The organism is Paenibacillus sp. N119s (genome assembly GCF_059447605.1).
In genome coordinates, this window is sequence record NZ_JCAJRU010000030.1 from 1 (window position 1) to 16,994 (window position 16,994).

The window sequence follows — 16,994 nt, forward strand, 5'->3', positions numbered from 1 at the left end:
TCTGAAGCTGAAATCAATTATTGAGGGGCTGCTGTTCCTCGCAGGAGAGGAAGGACTGTCCACCAAGCAGATCGCCGACATTGTAGAGCAGCAACAAGAGCTGGTTGAAAAGTGTCTGGAAGATATGAAACAGGACATGGAGCAGGGAGGAAGAGGTCTGCAGCTTGTTCGTATTGCCGGTCATTATCAGCTTGCAACTTTATCCGAGCATGCACCTTATTTTGAAAAGCTCGCCTACTCTCCGGCGCGTGCCTCATTGTCTCAAGCTGCTTTGGAGACACTGGCCATTGTGGCCTACCGCCAGCCCATTACAAGAGTTGAAATCGAAGAAATTCGGGGGGTCAAATCCGAGCGGGCCATACATACACTGGTCAACAAGGAGCTCATTGAAGAAAAAGGTCGAGCTGAGGCCATCGGACGACCGATATTGTACGGAACGACGAAATCATTCTTAGATTATTTCGGTCTAGGCTCTCTCGAAGATTTACCGCAACCGGAGCTGTTCGAGGATTCGGACAATTTAGAAGAAGAGACACAGCTATTGTTCGAGCGTCTGGAGAGCAGCCAGCCTGCGGAGATCGATTCGGAGCTGGAATCCTGAGTTACACATTCAAAAGACAGCCAGTCCTTACATTGTTGAGGGCTGGCTGTTTGGCATTTTAAGATGCATGATTTTTCGCCGAAGGGTCATACTATTTTTACCATGATATTCTATAGCAAAAAGGTAGGGAGGACTCGCCAGTGTGGAAATGGATCGGTATCGCCTTCATCATCGTTATAGTAATTGTACTGGCTATTCTGCTCTCCCATATTCGATTAAAGCTGGAAATTGCCAAGCATGACAATGATGACCGGGCGCATCTAGAGATCAGATTTCTATACGGGTTGATCAAAATGAATTACGACATTCCGGCCCTTCTCATAACTGGTTTAAAAAAAGGGATACTCTATCGGCTTGACCGCCATAAAAACATACATAAAACGGATGCTTCTGTGGATAGCGGAAATATTGACACTGAAAAGATCAAGCGATTTATACATGATATACAGATTTTGCTTAAGGGAACGAAATCTTTACGGAGATGGATGCGACATACATTGGCTCATGTAACGGTGTCAAAAATGGAGTGGTCTACCAACATTAGCCTTGCTGATGCGGCTTATACAGCGACCTCAACCGGTATATTGTGGGGATTGAAAACGTCCTTGATCGGTTATACCTCCAGCATTGTACGCATGGATTGTACCCCAAAGGTGTTTGTTGTACCTTATTGGGTGGACCGCCTACGTTTTACTACCATCTTGAACTGTGAAGCCCAAATATCGCTCGGTTATTTAATCTTTTCCATGCTCATTTTGGCTTATCGCATATGGCGTGTTCCGGGAGGGGTAGAGGCATGGAAACGGGTTATTTCCAAAGAACCTGAGAATGATCAAGCCAGCAGTGAAGAATAATCTGCTTAAAGGATTGACATACATATTTCCTTGAACCTTGGCGCACAATAGCGAAAGAAAAGCAGTCTACGCTTGAGATAAGCAGAGGAGGAATAAAACATGTCAGATCATCCGATTCAAGGGCTCATGCAAACCGCGATGGAAAACATCAAAGCCATGGTGGACGTAAATACGATTGTGGGAGACGCGGTGGAAACACCCGATGGTTCTGTTATTTTGCCGATCAGTAAGGTGGGATTTGGTTTTGCAGCCGGGGGAAGTGATTTTAACGTAGATGAAGAGGCGCTTCATTCTTCCTCGGCATCAGGAAATCATAGTGTGAAGGAAGGACATCCTTTTGGTGGGGGTAGCGGAGGTGGTGTATCTATTCATCCCATTGCCTTTCTAGTTGTAGGTAAACAGGGAGCACAAATTGTTCCACTCGATAATCAAACGCATCTGTTTGAGAAAATTATCGACTCTACACCATATCTGATTGATAAGGTTCAGTCTATCTTCCAGAATGCAGGTGGCAACTTCCAGAATGCAGACGGCAACATGCAGACTCCACCCCCACAGGTGCCAGTAAATGCTAATACTGATCAAAGTCAAACGGGTCCGGCTTACTTGTAAAAGTTATTGAAATTAACAGTGTTCTCACAAGAAGGTGTTCCCAAGCCGAGTTTAGGCCTAGGAATACCTTCTTTTCAGTATGCACTCAGCCCTATTCCTGAATAAACCGCCTGTCGCCAATGACAGCATGGATAGAGTGACTGAATTCTTGGTTATAAAATGCATTCACTGATAATTCAAATCGGTTTCCTTCGGGTGCGAACTGGGAGAGATAAACAAAGTCAGGGTAGACCACTTCATTCGTCAAATAAGCAGATACCGTGGCATCCGGTCGACGATGTCGATTAAGAGAATCGATAATACCCTGCGCTGGCAAAATACCAATCCCATGTCCATAGAATAAATCATTCTTCATTTTGACGACATTTTCGCCTTTCCATTCCAATGCATCTGACGACACGTCTGGATTGTTGAAATACAGGATGTCCCCAGGAACCGCTTTATGACTGCCTTGCTGCTGGATGAGCCTGAGATCGCTGTCATAGTGCCAGTCATACAACAGCATATCTGCAAAAATTCGATTAAACTCACTTTCCAGAATGGAATCCAATACTCCTTTGTACAAAACAATAACCATTGCAGTTGCACATTCAAAAGCGTATTGTTGACCGTTGATAAAGATATCCCTGATCCCCTGCGCCGGAGTGACGCCTGCCTTGATCCGACAACCGCCTTCTTCCGTTAACTCCCAAAATTGCGGATTACAACGGGTAGTATCAAAAGTGGCGAAGGATACACCACTTTGGTGCAATGCTTGTGCGGATTCTACTATCCGCGATCTTAAAATCATTTCAAACTGTTGTCGCTGCATGTTGTATCCTCCCGTTATCCTAATTAACGTTTAGTAACTAATATATATGTGTTCAGGGGTGCAAGTTGCTTACTATACGTAAAGAAAGCAAAAAAGAGCGGCTAACGCCTGTCCTGTATAAGGAATTTTATGTTATAAAGGTGGACATACTTTGAACAGCTTGGACATAGAATGGTACAAGACTTGCTCACAACCGGAGGAATCCAAATGTTTAAAAAAAAACAACATATCCATGCGGATCACAGCCATTTCAGGAATAAGGCGCGCGCATTTGTTTTTCCACTCGTGTTTATGTTTATTTTGTCATGGCCGCTCACATTACTGAGTCCACAGCCTGTACAGGGAGCGATAAAAACAGAAGCAACTCCGCCCGCGTTAAAAACTCATGCACAGGCAGCTTCATTAATTGATGTTACTTCAGGGCGGATCATATATTCAGCCGAAGGTGACCGGGAGCTCCGTATAGCTAGCCTGACCAAAATTATGACTGCGATCGTAGCCATTGAACATGGACGATTGCAGGACCAAGTAAAGGTGAGTCCAACAGCATATGCCAAAGAAGGATCATCGCTTTTTCTGAAAATGGGTGAACAAATGACGCTGGAAAATATGCTGTACGGCTTAATGCTCCGTTCGGGTAATGATGCAGCTTCGGCCATTGCTGAGCATGTAGGGGGGACAGAAGAAGGATTTGTCCATTTAATGAATGACAAGGCGATTCAGCTTGGGTTAAACCATACGCATTTTGCTAATCCTCACGGGCTGGACGCCGAGGGACATTATTCCTCAGCCAACGATATGGCCCGGCTTACTGCTTATGCACTACATAATCCGACTTTTGCGCGTATCGTAAAAACTGAACTGAAAAAAGCACCGAATCCCAACGATTCCTGGGACTATTCATGGCACAATAAAAACAAAATGCTGCGGTTGTATGAGGGGGCTGACGGTGTAAAAACAGGCTTTACCAAAAAAGCGTTTCGCTGCCTGGTCAGCTCAGCTACACGTGAGGGACGTCAGCTTGCTGCTGTTACCTTGAATGATGGAGACGATTGGAATGACCATGCCCGTATGCTTGATTATGGCTTCCGATATTATCCCCTCATTCCGATTACGGACAAACAGCAGCCAATTGATGGTTATCCGCTCTTGACAGGTGCGAGTTTTTCCTATCCTTTACATGAAGGTGAGAAAAATCAGTTGCGCAAAAGACTGGTGTTGTTTAGAAAATCCGCTTCGGCAGATAGAAATGACGTATCTTTTGGTTTACGGGGACGAGTCGAATTTTTACTGGAAGGTCAATTGGTCGGTTCCGTTCCTGTGTATGAAAAAGGCAGTCAGCTGCCTGCTCAAACTACCCGGCCGCCGCAGCAGGAAACTCCGACTGCACAAGTCCCTGCAAACCATACTCAGCAACAAGGCTGGAGCAGCAAATGGAATGAGATTCTAAAAAACTTGTTCGGAGCATAAGGCAAGTAGGCTAGAGGATATAAAGCTGCAGTGTCACAGCATTGGGAAAAGGGGGAATCAGTTATGATTCATCTCATATGGGTGGCTTTGATTTGTATAGGATTTGTATTTGCAGCCGCACAGGGAAATATTGAGGTGGTGACGAAGGCGGCTTTTGACGGGGCAACTACAGGGGTAACCGTATGCTTTGGACTGATCAGTGTGCTGGTGTTCTGGATGGGCATGATGAGACTGGCGGAAGACGGCGGGCTTCTAGAGAAAATAGCTAAGCTGCTTTCTCCCTTGGTCGCCTTTCTCTTTCCTGATATTCCCCGTAATCATCCTGCTATGGGTTACATTTTGTCCAATATGAGCGCCAATCTGCTGGGACTGGGGAATGCAGCGACACCCATGGGGATCAAGGCGATGCAAGAGTTACAAAGGCTTAATCCTGACAAGCAAACCGCTACACCTGCCATGTGTACGCTGCTCGCGCTGAATACAGCCAGTATTACGCTTATTCCTACAACATTAATCGCCATTCGGCTAAATTTTCATTCCGCACATCCGGCAGAAATCGTCGGAACGACACTGGTGGCGACCGCTATAGCTACCTTTGCCGCCATTGTGGCCGATCGTTGGTATCGTAGTCGAGAACTGCGCCGTCGTCCGCCAGCGAATCCGCAGTTCAAGACCTCCACGGGGCCACTTAGCTCACCACCACCAACTTCTAAGGCTGCTTCACCAGTACCGCCTACATCTTCACCTGCCGTACCGCGAACGGGTATCACAGCTACCAAGGGTAGGAACACCACTTGGAAAGGATGAGGGAGGCATGCTGAATTTTATTAACCTCGTATCGACTTGGGCCATTCCGGTTATTCTCGCTTTCATTCCTTTATATGCATATGCCAAAAAGGTCCCTGTCTACGATTCTTTTGTAGATGGTGCCAAAGACGGCTTTTCTACCGCCATCAGCATTATTCCTCATCTAGTAGGCATGATGGTGGCGATTAGCATTTTTCGAGCCTCTGGCGCTTTGGACTATGTAATATCCTGGGTAACCCCATGGATTAAAAACTGGGGCGTACCTAGCGAGGTGCTGCCTTTAGGTTTGCTCCGCCCATTGACGGGCACGGGTTCACTTGCGTTCACGACAGATCTAATTCGCACTTATGGTCCCGATTCCATGATCGGGCGGATTGCTTCAACAATTCAGGGCAGCACAGATACTACGCTGTATGTAATAACTGTATATTTTGGTGCGGTAGGTATCCGCAATGGACGATATGCTTTGAAGGTAGGACTTTTCTCAGATGTGGTTGGTTTTGTAGCGGCTATTGCCATTTGTTTGCTAGTATTTTGAATTCTGCATCGTTTTTTGCTCGGGGGTTGTGATTTTGCTCATGGATGGGTATCATTAGCATGAGGTGAATTAGCGAACATGGAAAGATTGCAGAAAATATTGGCCCAAGCCGGTGTAGCTTCCAGACGTAAATGTGAGGAGCTTATTCAGGCGGGCAGTGTGGAAGTAAACGGGGTTACCGTAACTGAGCTGGGAACAAAAGCAGACCCTGATCAAGATATGATTACAGTAAAGGGACGCCCGATCAAAACGGAGAAAAAAATCTACTTGATGATGAACAAGCCCAAAGGGGTTATTACGAGCGCTTCTGATCCGGAAGGTCGCAAAATTGTGTCTGACTATCTGAAAGGCGTCAAGGAACGTGTATATCCGGTAGGGCGTCTTGATTACGACACCGAAGGGCTGCTGTTGCTTACCAATGACGGAGAGTTCGCCAATCTGCTCACCCATCCCAAGCATCATGTGCCAAAGACGTATTTGGCAACAGTCAAAGGCGTTCCGCACGGTACTGAGCTGGACAAGCTGAAAAAAGGAATCGTGCTGGAGGATGGCATTACTGCACCGGCCGAGGTAGAATATAAGGATGTAGATCCGGACGGTAAGGAATCTGTGATCCAGATTACCATTTACGAAGGCAGAAATCGCCAGGTAAGACGGATGTTTGAGGCCATTTCGCACCCGGTCATCAGACTCAAGCGGATTGCCTTCGGAGATTTATTGCTGCAAAACTTGAAGCGTGGTCTCACCAGACCCCTAACCAAGGACGAAATCAACCGTCTCATTCAACTGGCCAAATCAGACAACACGAAAAAGAAACGGACAGGACGGGGGTCATAACCCCGGCCTTTTTGGTGTAAAGAGACTATTGGATGAGAGTAAAGTTTGACCAAGCACGGGAAAATAGTAAAATAGAGAGAATGCTTTTTTTAGCGAAGGGGCTGGGAATATGTCAGAACAAAGCAACCGCATTTTAATTGTAGACGATGAAGAACGCATTCGCCGCCTTCTGCGGATGTATCTGGAAAAAGAAGGATACGAAATCGAAGAAGCTGAGGATGGCGAGATTGCTCTCCAAAAAGCGACTGCAAGCGATTACAGTATTATTTTGCTTGATGTGATGCTTCCGGGTATGGACGGAATTGAAGTGTGTACACGGCTGCGTCAAACCAAATCGACACCTGTCATTATGCTGACAGCCAAAGGCGAGGAAGTGAACCGCGTTCAAGGCTTTGAAGTTGGAGCTGATGATTACGTGGTCAAGCCCTTCAGCCCGCGAGAGGTCATCTACCGGGTAAAGGCGATTTTACGACGGTCGTCGGAGACGGCCTTTTTAACAAAAGAGGCGGTGCCGAGCAATAGTATTGTTTTTCCGAATCTTATTATTGAGCATGATGCACACCGGGTGACGGCAGGTGGAATTGAAATCAGCCTAACACCTAAAGAGTACGAGCTATTGCATTATTTGGCGGTATCGCCTGATAAAGTCTTCTCACGCGAAGAACTGCTGAAAGATGTTTGGAACTACGAATTTTTTGGTGATCTGCGCACCGTGGATACGCATGTGAAACGGCTTCGTGAAAAGCTGAATAAGGTATCACCAGAGGCAGCGGCTATGATTACGACCGTATGGGGCGTAGGTTATAAGCTGGAGGTTCCAAAATAACGTGAACTTCTGGAGATCGCTGGTAGGCAAGCTGTGGATCACCATCATCTGTCTCGTAGGGTCTGTACTTATTTTTCTGGGGCTTTTTTTATTGCCGTATATCAATAGAAATTTTGCGGCACATGAATCGACGGAAATCAAGCATTTATTCACCTATACATGTATTGTCGGATTTTTATTGACGACCTTTTTTGCTCTATTTCTTTTTACTAAAATCACACAGCCTATGCAGCTGTTGATTCAGGCGGCGAATGCCATCCGTGAAGGAAGGTATGATACTCGGCTTTCGCTGGTGACCAGCGATGAGATTGGAGAGCTAGCGAAAACTTTTAACCATATGTCTACGGAACTGGAAGCGACGATCCGCAGTCTGAATGAGGAAAAAAACCATTTATCCAGTGTACTGCGTAGCATGTCTGATGCCGTTATTACTTTCGACAGAAGCGGACAAATCATTTTGACGAATCCGCCTGCACAAAATTTGCTGGATGTTTGGAAAAAGCTGGAGTGGCAGGGGCGTGATCTGGAGGAATTCGGAGCTTCTGTGCCTGAGCCTTTGCTGCCTTTGTTCCATACAGTTATGGACAGAGGGGAAGATGTTGGAGACCATATTCATGTCAAGAAAGGCTCCTGGTCAGTGCAAATGGCACCGCTGTATACGGATAACGCTATTCGTGGTGCAGTAGCTGTGCTTAGAGATATTACGGAAGAAGTCAAACTCGAGAAGATGCGTAGCGATTTTGTGGCTAACGTATCCCATGAGATCCGTACACCCTTATCTATGATGCAGGGATATAGTGAGGCTTTGCTTGACGGCATGGCAGGTTCACCAGAAGAGTCCGAGGAGCTGGTACAAGTCATCCATGATGAATCATTGCGCATGGGAAGGCTAGTCAAAGATCTGCTCGATCTGGCCCGAATGGAAGCAGGTCATACGGACATGTACCGTCAGGAAGTGGATGTGAATGAGCTGCTCGAGCGTGTTCACCGGAAATTTACGGTCCGCTCCAAGGAACAGGGGCTGACACTCGATTATCATGAGCCAGGCCAACGCTTGCTGTTGCCTGAGGCAGATGAGGACCGACTGGAACAGGTGTTGACCAATTTGCTAGATAATGCATTCAGGCACACGCCCTTAGGGAAAAAGGTTACCATTGGGGCGGATCAAATTCGGGGAGAACGGAATGAGTTAATCCGTATTCGGATTAAGGATGAAGGTGTGGGCATTGCCAGCGAGGATCTACCTTATATTTTTGACCGCTTCTACAAGGCAGACAAGGCCAGAGTGCGTGGTGAGGACAAAGGGACTGGACTTGGACTAGCTATTGTTAAAAACATCGTAGAGGCTCACGGAGGCTCTGTCTCAGCTGCTAGCGTGCTTGGAGAAGGGACGGAATTTACTATTTTGTTGCCGATCACCAATAAAACAAAGCTGGGCTCTGTAACAAGCTTGTAACATGGCTCATATATCCCAGTTTGTAGGCATCCTCGGAAGAGGGTGCTTTTTGTTGAAAAATCAACATTTATCTTGTTCAACGTGGAACATTCTGTTTCAAGATTGATGCTTCTATGTTAGATAAGGATATAAGAAGAGGCGCCTCGGTAGCCGGGCGCCTCTCTTTATAGATAAAAGCCAAGGGATTTTTCAACACTGAATGGAACTAATCCAGTACTACTTCCTGGGCAGTATTTAGTTCTGGTAAACCTACGAGTTGAATCAGCACATCTTTAGGTACGGCTTTATCAACAGTCAGGATCATGATGGCTTCACCGCCAACAATTTTACGCCCTACTTGCATAGAAGCGATATTGACCCCGTTCTCCCCAAGCAAGGTGCCAACACGGCCGATAATGCCTGGCTTATCGTTGTGGGAGATAAGCAGGAAATGAGCCTCTGGTGCCACGTCTACCGGGAACTGGTTCAACCGAACAATACGTTCACCATAGCCTGCAAGCAGAGTGCCAGATACACGTTGTTCTTCGCCGCTTTGTGTTTTGAGCGTAACGGTGATCAGGTTAGTAAAGCCCTTAGTGGCAGGCGCCTGAGAGACGACGAGATGAACGTCACGTGTTTTAGCAAGATGCACAGAGTTTACAATGTTCACATCGCTGCCTAGATGGCGGCTGAGTACACCTTTTAAAATGTAACGTGTAAGCGGCTGTGTATCCACTGAAGACAAATCACCAGCGTAATCCACCTGGATTTCATGTACAGCCTGGTTGGTGATCTGAGCGGCAAAGCTGCCCAGCTTCTCTCCGAGTGAGAAATATGGCTGCAATTGCGTCATGACATTAGATGGTACTGGAGGCATGTTGACGGCGTTTTTAAAAGGCTCATCACGTAAAATATGCAGCACCTGCTCAGACACGTCGATTGCGACGTTCTCCTGAGCTTCGACAGTCGATGCACCCAAATGTGGTGTAACGATAATTTTTGGATGGCTCAGGAACGGATGATCCTGTGCTGGTGGTTCCGACTCGAATACGTCAAAAGCAGCACCGGCAACGATTCCTTCATCAATGGCTTCAACAAGAGCCAGTTCATCGATAACTCCGCCACGGGCACAGTTGATGATGCGCATTCCTTTTTTCATCACTTCAAACTGTGGACGGGCAATCATATGCTTTGTTTCGGGTGTTAATGGTGTGTGTACGGTCATGAAATCTGCGTTGCGGATAATTTCGTCTACGCTGGCCAGCTTGATGCCCAGCTTCTCAGCGCGTTCTTCGGTCAGAAACGGATCATAACCGAGGATGCTCATGCCAAATGCTTTGGCGCGTTTAGCAACCTCACTGCCGATACGTCCCATGCCAAGGACTCCCAGTGTTTTGTTGCGCAGTTCGACACCGAGGAATGTTTTACGATCCCATGTTCCGCTGATGGTTTTAGCGTAAGCCTGTGGAATATGACGAGCCAGTGCCATCATCATAGCAAAAGTGTGCTCACATGTCGTAATTGTATTGCCGTCAGGAGCATTAATAACGATAATCCCGCGTTGTGTTGCTGCTTGAAGGTCGATGTTGTCCACGCCGACCCCGGCACGTCCGACAACCTTGAGGTTTTTACCTGCCGCCATGATGCGTTCGGTTACCCGAGTTTGGCTTCGGACGAGTAATGCGTCATAGTCACCAATAATTTGAACCAATTCATCCTCGCTGAGACCTGTGTTCTTGTCCACTGTGACATCGGCTGCATCCACCAGCTGCTGAATGCCCAGGTCACTGATTGGATCGGATACTAACACTTTAAACATTTGGTTTCCTCCTCAAAGTTAACTTCTTTTATGGACAGGATGTACTTCGAACTGAAATACATTCCATAAAGAACATGAAAAAAACTTGAAATGCTTCTAAAAAGTACAGGAGAGCGGTCTAAACATTTGTGTGATAACGCATTGACGCAGAAAAGGGATAAAATAGGATTTTGCACCAAACTGACAACCAAGAGCCTTATGCGGAGTTGTTTTACGGTTTTCGGGCATCAAAAAAACTCCCGAATCACATACTATCTCCATAGTAAGGGACGAGAGTTATCGTGGTACCACCCTAATTCGCAGCCATTTCGCAATGGACTGCCTTCAGCGGTCATAAAATGACCGAAAGGATAACGGTTTTCTGCCGATTGCATCTAATGTCGGGAAAATAGAATCCCCTAGACCTCGATGCAATAACTCAGGAGCGCTGAAAGTAATTACTTCGCCACCGGCTTACACCCAAGCACCGGTTCTCTGAGGACGAAATGAACTACCTTTTCTCCATCATTGTTGTTGTCGCTAATAATTTTTTCATAATGTATCATGGCTTACATGGGCATGTCAATAGGACATGTGACATGTGTGGGGAGGCGACTAGTTACATAGCTACAGAAAGCGGTAAAAATTAAGATTTAAGTCTTCTTGAATCCGCCTGACTTTTTGGCTATGATGCTAAAGAAGACTAAGCAGAGGACTAACTAACTATGAAAAAGCTTAAAGTGAAATGGAAAAAAGCGGAAATTCATCAATTAAATGACCGCTTGCTGCTTTACAATTTGTATCTAACTCAGGGGCTGACCCTGCTGATTGGTGCAATCTGGATTATATTTCAGAAAAGAAATGTATTTGAACTGTTTGCATTGCCAAACTCTGTACACGTCTTATGGTGGGGATTGGGACTGGCGGCCGCTATGCTATTGGTGGATTTGCTCCTATCCCGGGTTATGCCTGAGGATGCCATGGATGACGGTGGAATTAATCAAATGCTGTTTCAAAATCGGCCAGTTTGGCATATTATTTGTATAGCTGCTATCGTTTCCATCTGTGAGGAACTGTTGTTTAGAGGTGCGATTCAGTATAATTTTGGTCCTTATTGGACAAGTATATTGTTTGCGGTTATTCATATCCGATATTTACGGCATTGGATTCCCACAGGCTGGGTTTTCCTTAGCAGTTATGGATTGGGATATATATATGTGCAGACAGGCAGCCTGTGGGCACCGATCATTTGTCATTTTGTGATTGACCTTATATCTGGCTTAGCGTTACGTTTTCGGAGGTATGAAGAATGAATCAGGAACTTAGCAGAGTGCATACCTATGGTAGCCGCCGAAAGGGGCGCAAAGGCAAGGAGGAGGACAGGTCAAAGTCGAAACCGGTTCGCTCCCGTGCTGCACGGCCCATGCCAGAATTGGTTGATGTTGCCGTTGCACCAGAAGTTGCTGTGACAATGGCGGAGGACACTCCTGCCAGTGAGTACCGAACACGGACAGAGATGTTTCCGTCTCGCCGTATTCGGGTAAGCAAGTGGTTTTTAAATTTTTTGAGCACACTTTTTGTGCTTATCACTGCAGCGTTATTATGGTGGGGAATTAAGGGTGCACCACCCATCAGTGAAATGCTTTGGTGATCGGCATGTTACGCGAAAAGGCCTCTCATCTTCCACAAGATATGTGGAGATGAAGGCCTTTTATATATCATATACATTTGTTCACACCAGCATGTATGCAAGTATCTATGAACTGGCTGGGACCTCAATACTTTGTGGATCGACAAATTGGTAGCCCTTCTGCTCAAGGCGTGTCAATAGACTGTCCAGCGCTTCGGCAGTCCATGGCAGTTCGTGCATCAAAATATTGCTGCCTGGGTGCAATTGTTCTGTTACGTTTTTGAGAAGTGTCTCCGTTTTATGAGGTTGACTCTTTCTCATGGTCCAATCCAGAGAACCGACGGACCATGTCATATACAAGAGCCCATTTTCCTTGGCCACCTTGCGGCCTACATCTCCACCAGCACCATGAGGAGGGCGGAAGAATACGGGGGCTTGACCTGTAGTGTCTTTAACAATTTTTTGTACTGTTTCAATCTGTTTTTTGACCTCGGCCTCAGACTTGTTCTTGAGAACGATGTGATCCCAGCTATGGTTGCCAATGGGCTGCCCACGGTCATGAATGAGTTTGAGCAGCTCAGGATGTTCTTTTACACGATAACCGTTTACAAAGAAAATCGCTTTTGCTTTGTGCTTATCCAAGATATCAATAATTTTATTAATCATAACCGCTTCCTTGGGGCCATCATCAAAAGTCAGCAACACTACTTTTTTTTCGGCACCTTGCTGGTTAGGGATTACATTGTAAGCTTTGTCCAAGTGATACATTTTATTGGTCGTAGCAGTTGTCGAGTCTGCCGTTCCGTTGCTCTCGGCATCAGTTTTGTCAGTTTGTGTATTTGTTTTACTCACTGTTTGCTGCTCATCACTGTCTGCTTGCTTACTGTTTGCTTTTGGGGAAGAGACACTGCTCTGATCTTTGGCACTGTTACTGGAGTTCACCGAATCCGGTTTGGTTGCAGTGCAAGCACTAAGCAGCAGACATGCGGTCAGTAAAATGGCTGCTGTTTTTGTACCCATTAATTCATCTCACCTTCCTGTATTTATACCGTATGAGTTTGGCTCTGCTGACGAACACTATGCTTGATTCTACCACAAAGGGAGGTTCTAATTGTGAAAACATCTTCATTTTTCCTGGGAATCGTCTTGGGTGCTGTCGCAAGCTCTCTGATCTCTCGTAACCGCAATATGTTGGGTTTTTCCATGGACATGGGAGGAAACAAAGGCGGAAATTTGGTACAGAAAGCCCGTACAAAAATGATGGACGCTGCGTTTCCAGGTATGGGTGATATTTCGCTAAATACACAAAACACCCACAGAGATCACGAGCATCGTTCACAACACGAGCATCATTCGCAAACAGATAAATCCGCTTATAATACCCAAACGGCCAAGAGCAAAGAAGAGAACATGAGATTGATTAAAGAGTTTATTAGCTCAAGTCCCGATGTTAAGCGTGAGGTCGAGCAAATATTGAAAGAAACTCATACAGCCGTACCGGGATTGTAACCCAAAACCTCTATTCCGAATCATTTTGCGGCTTTTTTGTTAAAGCCGTTCAAATGATTCTTTTTTTTATCATTTTTATTCGTGCATTTACGATTATAAAATGATAACATGATTACATAGAACCATTTTCATCACAGGCATCATATTTGAATCATAATCTGCTAATAACACTCGGCTGCCAGGAGGAGGGTCCAGTATGAAAATAGAAAGATTAAGTCAGGACAAGATACGGATTTTCCTTACCTTTGACGATTTGAGCGAACGGGGTATCCAAAAGGATGATATGTGGCAAGAGATCCCAAGAGTTCATGAGCTGTTTACTGAAATGATGGATCAGGCATACAGCGAACTGGGCTTTGACGCCACGGGACCGTTAGCTGTCGAAGTCTTTGCGCTTCCTGCTCAGGGGATGGTTGTTATCGTCACTCGGGGAAAATACGATCACCAGCAGTATGGTTCGGGTCCCGATGAGGAGCTTCCAGAGGAAGTCTACGAGATGGAAGTCACAATGGAACACAGTGATTCCATCGTTTACGCGTTTAGCGATTTTGAAGTACTCATAGAAGCGGCTCATATGCTCCGCAGTAACACAACGGAAGCAGGTAAGCTGTATCATTATAGAGGAAAATGGGTTCTGCATTTGGAGCCAGAGGAAGTAGAAGAGTCCAAGCTTGCTGCCTTAATTGCGATTCTGGCTGAATTTGGAGAAGGTTCATCTGTAACACCAGCTATGCTGGAAGAGTACGGTAAGCTGGTCATTCCTGAACAGGCAGTTGCTGTCATCTGTACTCATTTTGATAGTCGCTCTTGATTTGGGTTAGAAAAGGAGAATGTAGTTAATTTGTCGGCTCTGCGCTGAAAGCAGGGCCGACTCATTTTTATGGAGGGATGATCGGTGCTTCTGTTTTCAGTTTTAGCGGCAGCTACAGCGCCGGGTCTTGCCTTATTGATGTATTTTTACTTAAAGGACCGATATGATTCGGAGCCCCTGCACATGGTTATCAAAGTATTTTTGCTCGGTTTTCTGGTGGTACTTCCGGTGATGATTTTTCAACGCGGGCTGTTACTTTGGCTAGGGGATGACACGCTTATTCAGGTGTTCGGTATTTCCGCTGGAGTGGAAGAGTTTTTTAAATGGTTCTTGCTGTACCACATTATCTATAACCATACGGAGTTTGACGAGCCTTATGATGGAATATTATATGCAGCCGCAGTCTCACTCGGGTTTGCCACGGTTGAGAATCTGTTATATGCCTGGGCCGGGCATGCTTCGATCAGCATGTTGCTGATGAGATCATTGCTACCGGTATCCGGTCATGCGATGTTTGGCGTTATGATGGGCTATTATATGGGGAAAGCCAAGTTTTCCGAACACCTGAAGAGTAAATATATGTTGCTTCTGTCATTAGTGCTTCCATGGTTTTGGCACGGAGTATATGATTTGATTTTGACGAAATTTTCACACGACTGGATCTGGTTTATCATTCCATTAATGGTCTTTTTATGGTATGGAGGAATGGCAAAAATCAGTCGGGCGAATAACCGCTCTCCTTTTCGGATGTTGAAACGGGAAGAAAAGGTTAATATGTAATGAAATGGGACACACTGATCTGACAAGCCTGTTAGAGGAAGAGGTGTCTTTTTTGCGTATAAAAGTAAGAATCCATTGTAAAAGATGCGGAGAACGCTTTGTGCTGAGAGGACGGATGGAGCAGGGACAGATTCAGACTGGCTTTAAACGCTGTATTTGCGATAACTGTGAGTTTATTATTGAAGTCATGGAAAAGCATGCATAAGAGAGCTTTCTTCTTGTCACACTATCGGTAGTGTATTTGAAGAAAGGAGACTCCCAATATGTATAAGCGACTTAGTGCCGTAATGTTTCCGGTGGTTACCCTGATTATGATAGGAGCGTTTGTATGGGGTTATCAGCAAAACCAGATGAGAAAAGAGGTGTCTGCTCGAGCAAATAGTATGTCGATTAAAGCGGAAAATCAATATCAGCGCGCTTTTCACGATTTGTCGTTCCATATGGATCAGTTGCATTCCCAACTCGGTAATGCGGTTGCTGTCCATACTACTTCACACGCGATGCATCGCAAATGTTTGATGAACGTGTGGAGGATTACAAGTGAAGCACAAAGTGAGGTTAATCAGTTGCCTCTCAACGTAATGCCCTTTAACCATGCCAAAGATTTGCTGTCACATCTATCTGCATTTTCGTACCAGACTGCTGTTCGTGATCTGGATCACGAACCTTTAAGCGAGAAAGAAATAGCGAATCTGAAAACGTTATATAACAACTCCAAGGAAATTTCGAAAAACATGCACGAGGTGCGGCAGAAAGTCCTAAGCAAAAACTTACGCTGGACGGATGTTGATATGGCTCCAGGTTCTCAAACTGGACCGAAGGATAACACCATTATTGACGGATTTAAAACGGTGGACAAAAAAGTAGAGAGCTACAAAGAACTGGATTGGGGCCCCTCTGTCGCAAGCATCTATGATAAGCGTTCAGTGAAAAAGTTGAGTCTCCCGGCAGTGGATGCAGGACAAATTAAGCGGAATGCCGCTGAATTTACAGGAAAACCAGAAAGTCAGATTCGTGTGAACGAAAATGGTAAAGGAACAGAATGGGCGTCTTATACGGCTACGCTGTTTAATAAGCAGAAGCCTGTGGCCACGATGGATTTTACCAAAAAGGGTGGAAAGCTCATCTCTTATCATGACATGAGAGAAATAGGTCCTAAAAAAGCAACTCGTAATGAAGCGATTCGTTATGCAAGTCAGTATCTTGAACAAAAGGGCTACAAAGGCATGAAGCCCGTCTCATATGATGAAAGAGGGAATTTAGCCAACATTACATTCGCGACCCAACAGGGGGATGTGATTATCTATCCAGAAAAAATCTCAGTCAGATCAGGCCTGGATAACGGACACGTGATTGGTTTTCAAGCCAGTGATTATGTCTATGAGCACAGTCACCTTCGGCGTATTCCCCAGGCAAAACTGGATTTAAAAGCAGCACGTGCGAAGTTGAATCCTGAGTTCCGCGAAACTTACCACCGCAAAGCACTAATTGAAAATGAACTGTCGAATGAAGTTCTGTGCTATGAATTTGGCGGTAAAATCAACGGCTCCATTTATCGAATTTACATTAACGCAAACACGGGAATGGAAGAAACGATTGAACAGGTAAAAGATTCTGATGAACCACAAGCTACGGCAAGTAATGCCTAGTTGATTACACTAAAATGAATCTCTAG

18 protein-coding genes and 1 other annotated feature are annotated in these 16,994 nt (G+C 45.5%); of the genes, 15 read left to right on the forward strand and 3 right to left on the reverse strand.

Translation table 11 applies throughout. The features are described from left to right. Position 1 precedes the first annotated feature (1 nt). The 3 genes from scpB to ytfJ all read left to right on the forward strand — a co-directional run bounded on the left by scpB (position 2) and on the right by ytfJ (position 2,067). A complete protein-coding gene (scpB, locus tag AC5V8P_RS05985) occupies positions 2-601 on the forward strand; it encodes an SMC-Scp complex subunit ScpB (RefSeq protein WP_495473578.1) in 600 nt (199 codons plus the stop codon). A 140-nt stretch (positions 602-741) separates the two neighbouring features. Then, positions 742-1,455 (forward strand): DUF2953 domain-containing protein, encoded by a 714-nt coding sequence (locus AC5V8P_RS05990; RefSeq protein WP_064796380.1) that lies wholly within the window; start codon positions 742-744, stop codon positions 1,453-1,455. A 99-nt stretch (positions 1,456-1,554) separates the two neighbouring features. Continuing rightward, entirely contained in the window at positions 1,555-2,067 is a 513-nt protein-coding gene (gene ytfJ, locus AC5V8P_RS05995) for a GerW family sporulation protein (protein ID WP_064796381.1), read from the forward strand. A gap of 91 nt (positions 2,068-2,158) precedes the next feature. Here the strand turns inward: ytfJ and tgl are convergent, their stop codons facing one another. After that, positions 2,159-2,878, reverse strand: coding sequence for a spore coat transglutaminase TGL (gene tgl / locus AC5V8P_RS06000; protein ID WP_063213520.1), 720 nt, complete (start codon positions 2,876-2,878; stop codon positions 2,159-2,161). Positions 2,879-3,085: 207 nt separating this feature from the next. Between tgl and AC5V8P_RS06005 the strand changes: the two genes are divergently transcribed. The 6 genes from AC5V8P_RS06005 to AC5V8P_RS06030 all read left to right on the forward strand — a co-directional run bounded on the left by AC5V8P_RS06005 (position 3,086) and on the right by AC5V8P_RS06030 (position 8,812). Further along, positions 3,086-4,348 (forward strand): D-alanyl-D-alanine carboxypeptidase family protein, encoded by a 1,263-nt coding sequence (locus tag AC5V8P_RS06005; protein WP_064796382.1) that lies wholly within the window; start codon positions 3,086-3,088, stop codon positions 4,346-4,348. Positions 4,349-4,411: 63 nt separating this feature from the next. Then, positions 4,412-5,155 carry a nucleoside recognition domain-containing protein gene (locus AC5V8P_RS06010; protein WP_063213518.1) on the forward strand — a complete coding sequence of 248 codons (744 nt, stop codon included), beginning with the start codon at positions 4,412-4,414 and terminating at the stop codon, positions 5,153-5,155. Positions 5,156-5,162: 7 nt separating this feature from the next. Then, positions 5,163-5,693 carry a spore maturation protein gene (locus AC5V8P_RS06015; protein ID WP_063213517.1) on the forward strand — a complete coding sequence of 177 codons (531 nt, stop codon included), beginning with the start codon at positions 5,163-5,165 and terminating at the stop codon, positions 5,691-5,693. A 78-nt stretch (positions 5,694-5,771) separates the two neighbouring features. Further along, positions 5,772-6,530, forward strand: a complete 759-nt coding sequence (locus AC5V8P_RS06020) for a pseudouridine synthase (RefSeq protein WP_063213516.1) — start codon at positions 5,772-5,774, stop codon at positions 6,528-6,530. Positions 6,531-6,639: 109 nt separating this feature from the next. Further along, positions 6,640-7,356, forward strand: a complete 717-nt coding sequence (locus tag AC5V8P_RS06025; protein WP_013371713.1) for a response regulator transcription factor — start codon at positions 6,640-6,642, stop codon at positions 7,354-7,356. 1 nt (position 7,357) lies between these two features. Beyond that, complete coding sequence (locus tag AC5V8P_RS06030) at positions 7,358-8,812, forward strand: ATP-binding protein (protein ID WP_064796383.1); 1,455 nt, start codon at positions 7,358-7,360, stop codon at positions 8,810-8,812. Between the two features lie 205 nt (positions 8,813-9,017). Here the strand turns inward: AC5V8P_RS06030 and serA are convergent, their stop codons facing one another. After that, positions 9,018-10,610 carry a phosphoglycerate dehydrogenase gene (gene serA, locus AC5V8P_RS06035; RefSeq protein ID WP_063213514.1) on the reverse strand — a complete coding sequence of 531 codons (1,593 nt, stop codon included), beginning with the start codon at positions 10,608-10,610 and terminating at the stop codon, positions 9,018-9,020. 262 nt (positions 10,611-10,872) lie between these two features. Beyond that, positions 10,873-11,127, reverse strand: a binding site (T-box leader). 187 nt (positions 11,128-11,314) lie between these two features. Between serA and AC5V8P_RS06040 the strand changes: the two genes are divergently transcribed. Further along, complete coding sequence (locus AC5V8P_RS06040; RefSeq protein WP_064796384.1) at positions 11,315-11,902, forward strand: type II CAAX endopeptidase family protein; 588 nt, start codon at positions 11,315-11,317, stop codon at positions 11,900-11,902. Then, positions 11,899-12,240 (forward strand): hypothetical protein, encoded by a 342-nt coding sequence (locus AC5V8P_RS06045; protein WP_063213512.1) that lies wholly within the window; start codon positions 11,899-11,901, stop codon positions 12,238-12,240. Before AC5V8P_RS06040 ends, AC5V8P_RS06045 begins: the two co-directional genes overlap by 4 nt. Before the next feature lie 105 nt (positions 12,241-12,345). Here AC5V8P_RS06045 and AC5V8P_RS06050 read toward each other — a convergent pair whose 3' ends face one another. Continuing rightward, positions 12,346-13,239 carry a polysaccharide deacetylase family protein gene (locus tag AC5V8P_RS06050; RefSeq protein ID WP_064796385.1) on the reverse strand — a complete coding sequence of 298 codons (894 nt, stop codon included), beginning with the start codon at positions 13,237-13,239 and terminating at the stop codon, positions 12,346-12,348. Between the two features lie 93 nt (positions 13,240-13,332). Between AC5V8P_RS06050 and AC5V8P_RS06055 the strand changes: the two genes are divergently transcribed. From AC5V8P_RS06055 to ypeB, 4 genes are all read left to right on the forward strand, one after another. Then, complete coding sequence (locus tag AC5V8P_RS06055; protein ID WP_063213510.1) at positions 13,333-13,728, forward strand: hypothetical protein; 396 nt, start codon at positions 13,333-13,335, stop codon at positions 13,726-13,728. A gap of 196 nt (positions 13,729-13,924) precedes the next feature. Further along, complete coding sequence (locus AC5V8P_RS06060) at positions 13,925-14,539, forward strand: genetic competence negative regulator (RefSeq protein WP_063213509.1); 615 nt, start codon at positions 13,925-13,927, stop codon at positions 14,537-14,539. An 84-nt stretch (positions 14,540-14,623) separates the two neighbouring features. Continuing rightward, positions 14,624-15,319 (forward strand): glutamic-type intramembrane protease PrsW, encoded by a 696-nt coding sequence (gene prsW / locus AC5V8P_RS06065; protein ID WP_063213508.1) that lies wholly within the window; start codon positions 14,624-14,626, stop codon positions 15,317-15,319. A gap of 263 nt (positions 15,320-15,582) precedes the next feature. Continuing rightward, positions 15,583-16,968 carry a germination protein YpeB gene (gene ypeB, locus AC5V8P_RS06070; protein WP_063213507.1) on the forward strand — a complete coding sequence of 462 codons (1,386 nt, stop codon included), beginning with the start codon at positions 15,583-15,585 and terminating at the stop codon, positions 16,966-16,968. Positions 16,969-16,994: the final 26 nt, after the last annotated feature.

Coding starts and splice junctions, on each gene's coding strand:
- ytfJ (WP_064796381.1), top strand. CDS start 1,555: ATGTCAGATCATCCGATTCAAGGGCTCATGCAAACCGCGATGGAAAAC.
- tgl (WP_063213520.1), bottom strand. CDS start 2,878: ATGCAGCGACAACAGTTTGAAATGATTTTAAGATCGCGGATAGTAGAA.
- AC5V8P_RS06005 (WP_064796382.1), top strand. CDS start 3,086: ATGTTTAAAAAAAAACAACATATCCATGCGGATCACAGCCATTTCAGG.
- AC5V8P_RS06010 (WP_063213518.1), top strand. CDS start 4,412: ATGATTCATCTCATATGGGTGGCTTTGATTTGTATAGGATTTGTATTT.
- AC5V8P_RS06015 (WP_063213517.1), top strand. CDS start 5,163: ATGCTGAATTTTATTAACCTCGTATCGACTTGGGCCATTCCGGTTATT.
- AC5V8P_RS06020 (WP_063213516.1), top strand. CDS start 5,772: ATGGAAAGATTGCAGAAAATATTGGCCCAAGCCGGTGTAGCTTCCAGA.
- AC5V8P_RS06025 (WP_013371713.1), top strand. CDS start 6,640: ATGTCAGAACAAAGCAACCGCATTTTAATTGTAGACGATGAAGAACGC.
- serA (WP_063213514.1), bottom strand. CDS start 10,610: ATGTTTAAAGTGTTAGTATCCGATCCAATCAGTGACCTGGGCATTCAG.
- AC5V8P_RS06040 (WP_064796384.1), top strand. CDS start 11,315: ATGAAAAAGCTTAAAGTGAAATGGAAAAAAGCGGAAATTCATCAATTA.
- AC5V8P_RS06045 (WP_063213512.1), top strand. CDS start 11,899: ATGAATCAGGAACTTAGCAGAGTGCATACCTATGGTAGCCGCCGAAAG.
- AC5V8P_RS06050 (WP_064796385.1), bottom strand. CDS start 13,239: ATGGGTACAAAAACAGCAGCCATTTTACTGACCGCATGTCTGCTGCTT.
- AC5V8P_RS06060 (WP_063213509.1), top strand. CDS start 13,925: ATGAAAATAGAAAGATTAAGTCAGGACAAGATACGGATTTTCCTTACC.
- ypeB (WP_063213507.1), top strand. CDS start 15,583: ATGTATAAGCGACTTAGTGCCGTAATGTTTCCGGTGGTTACCCTGATT.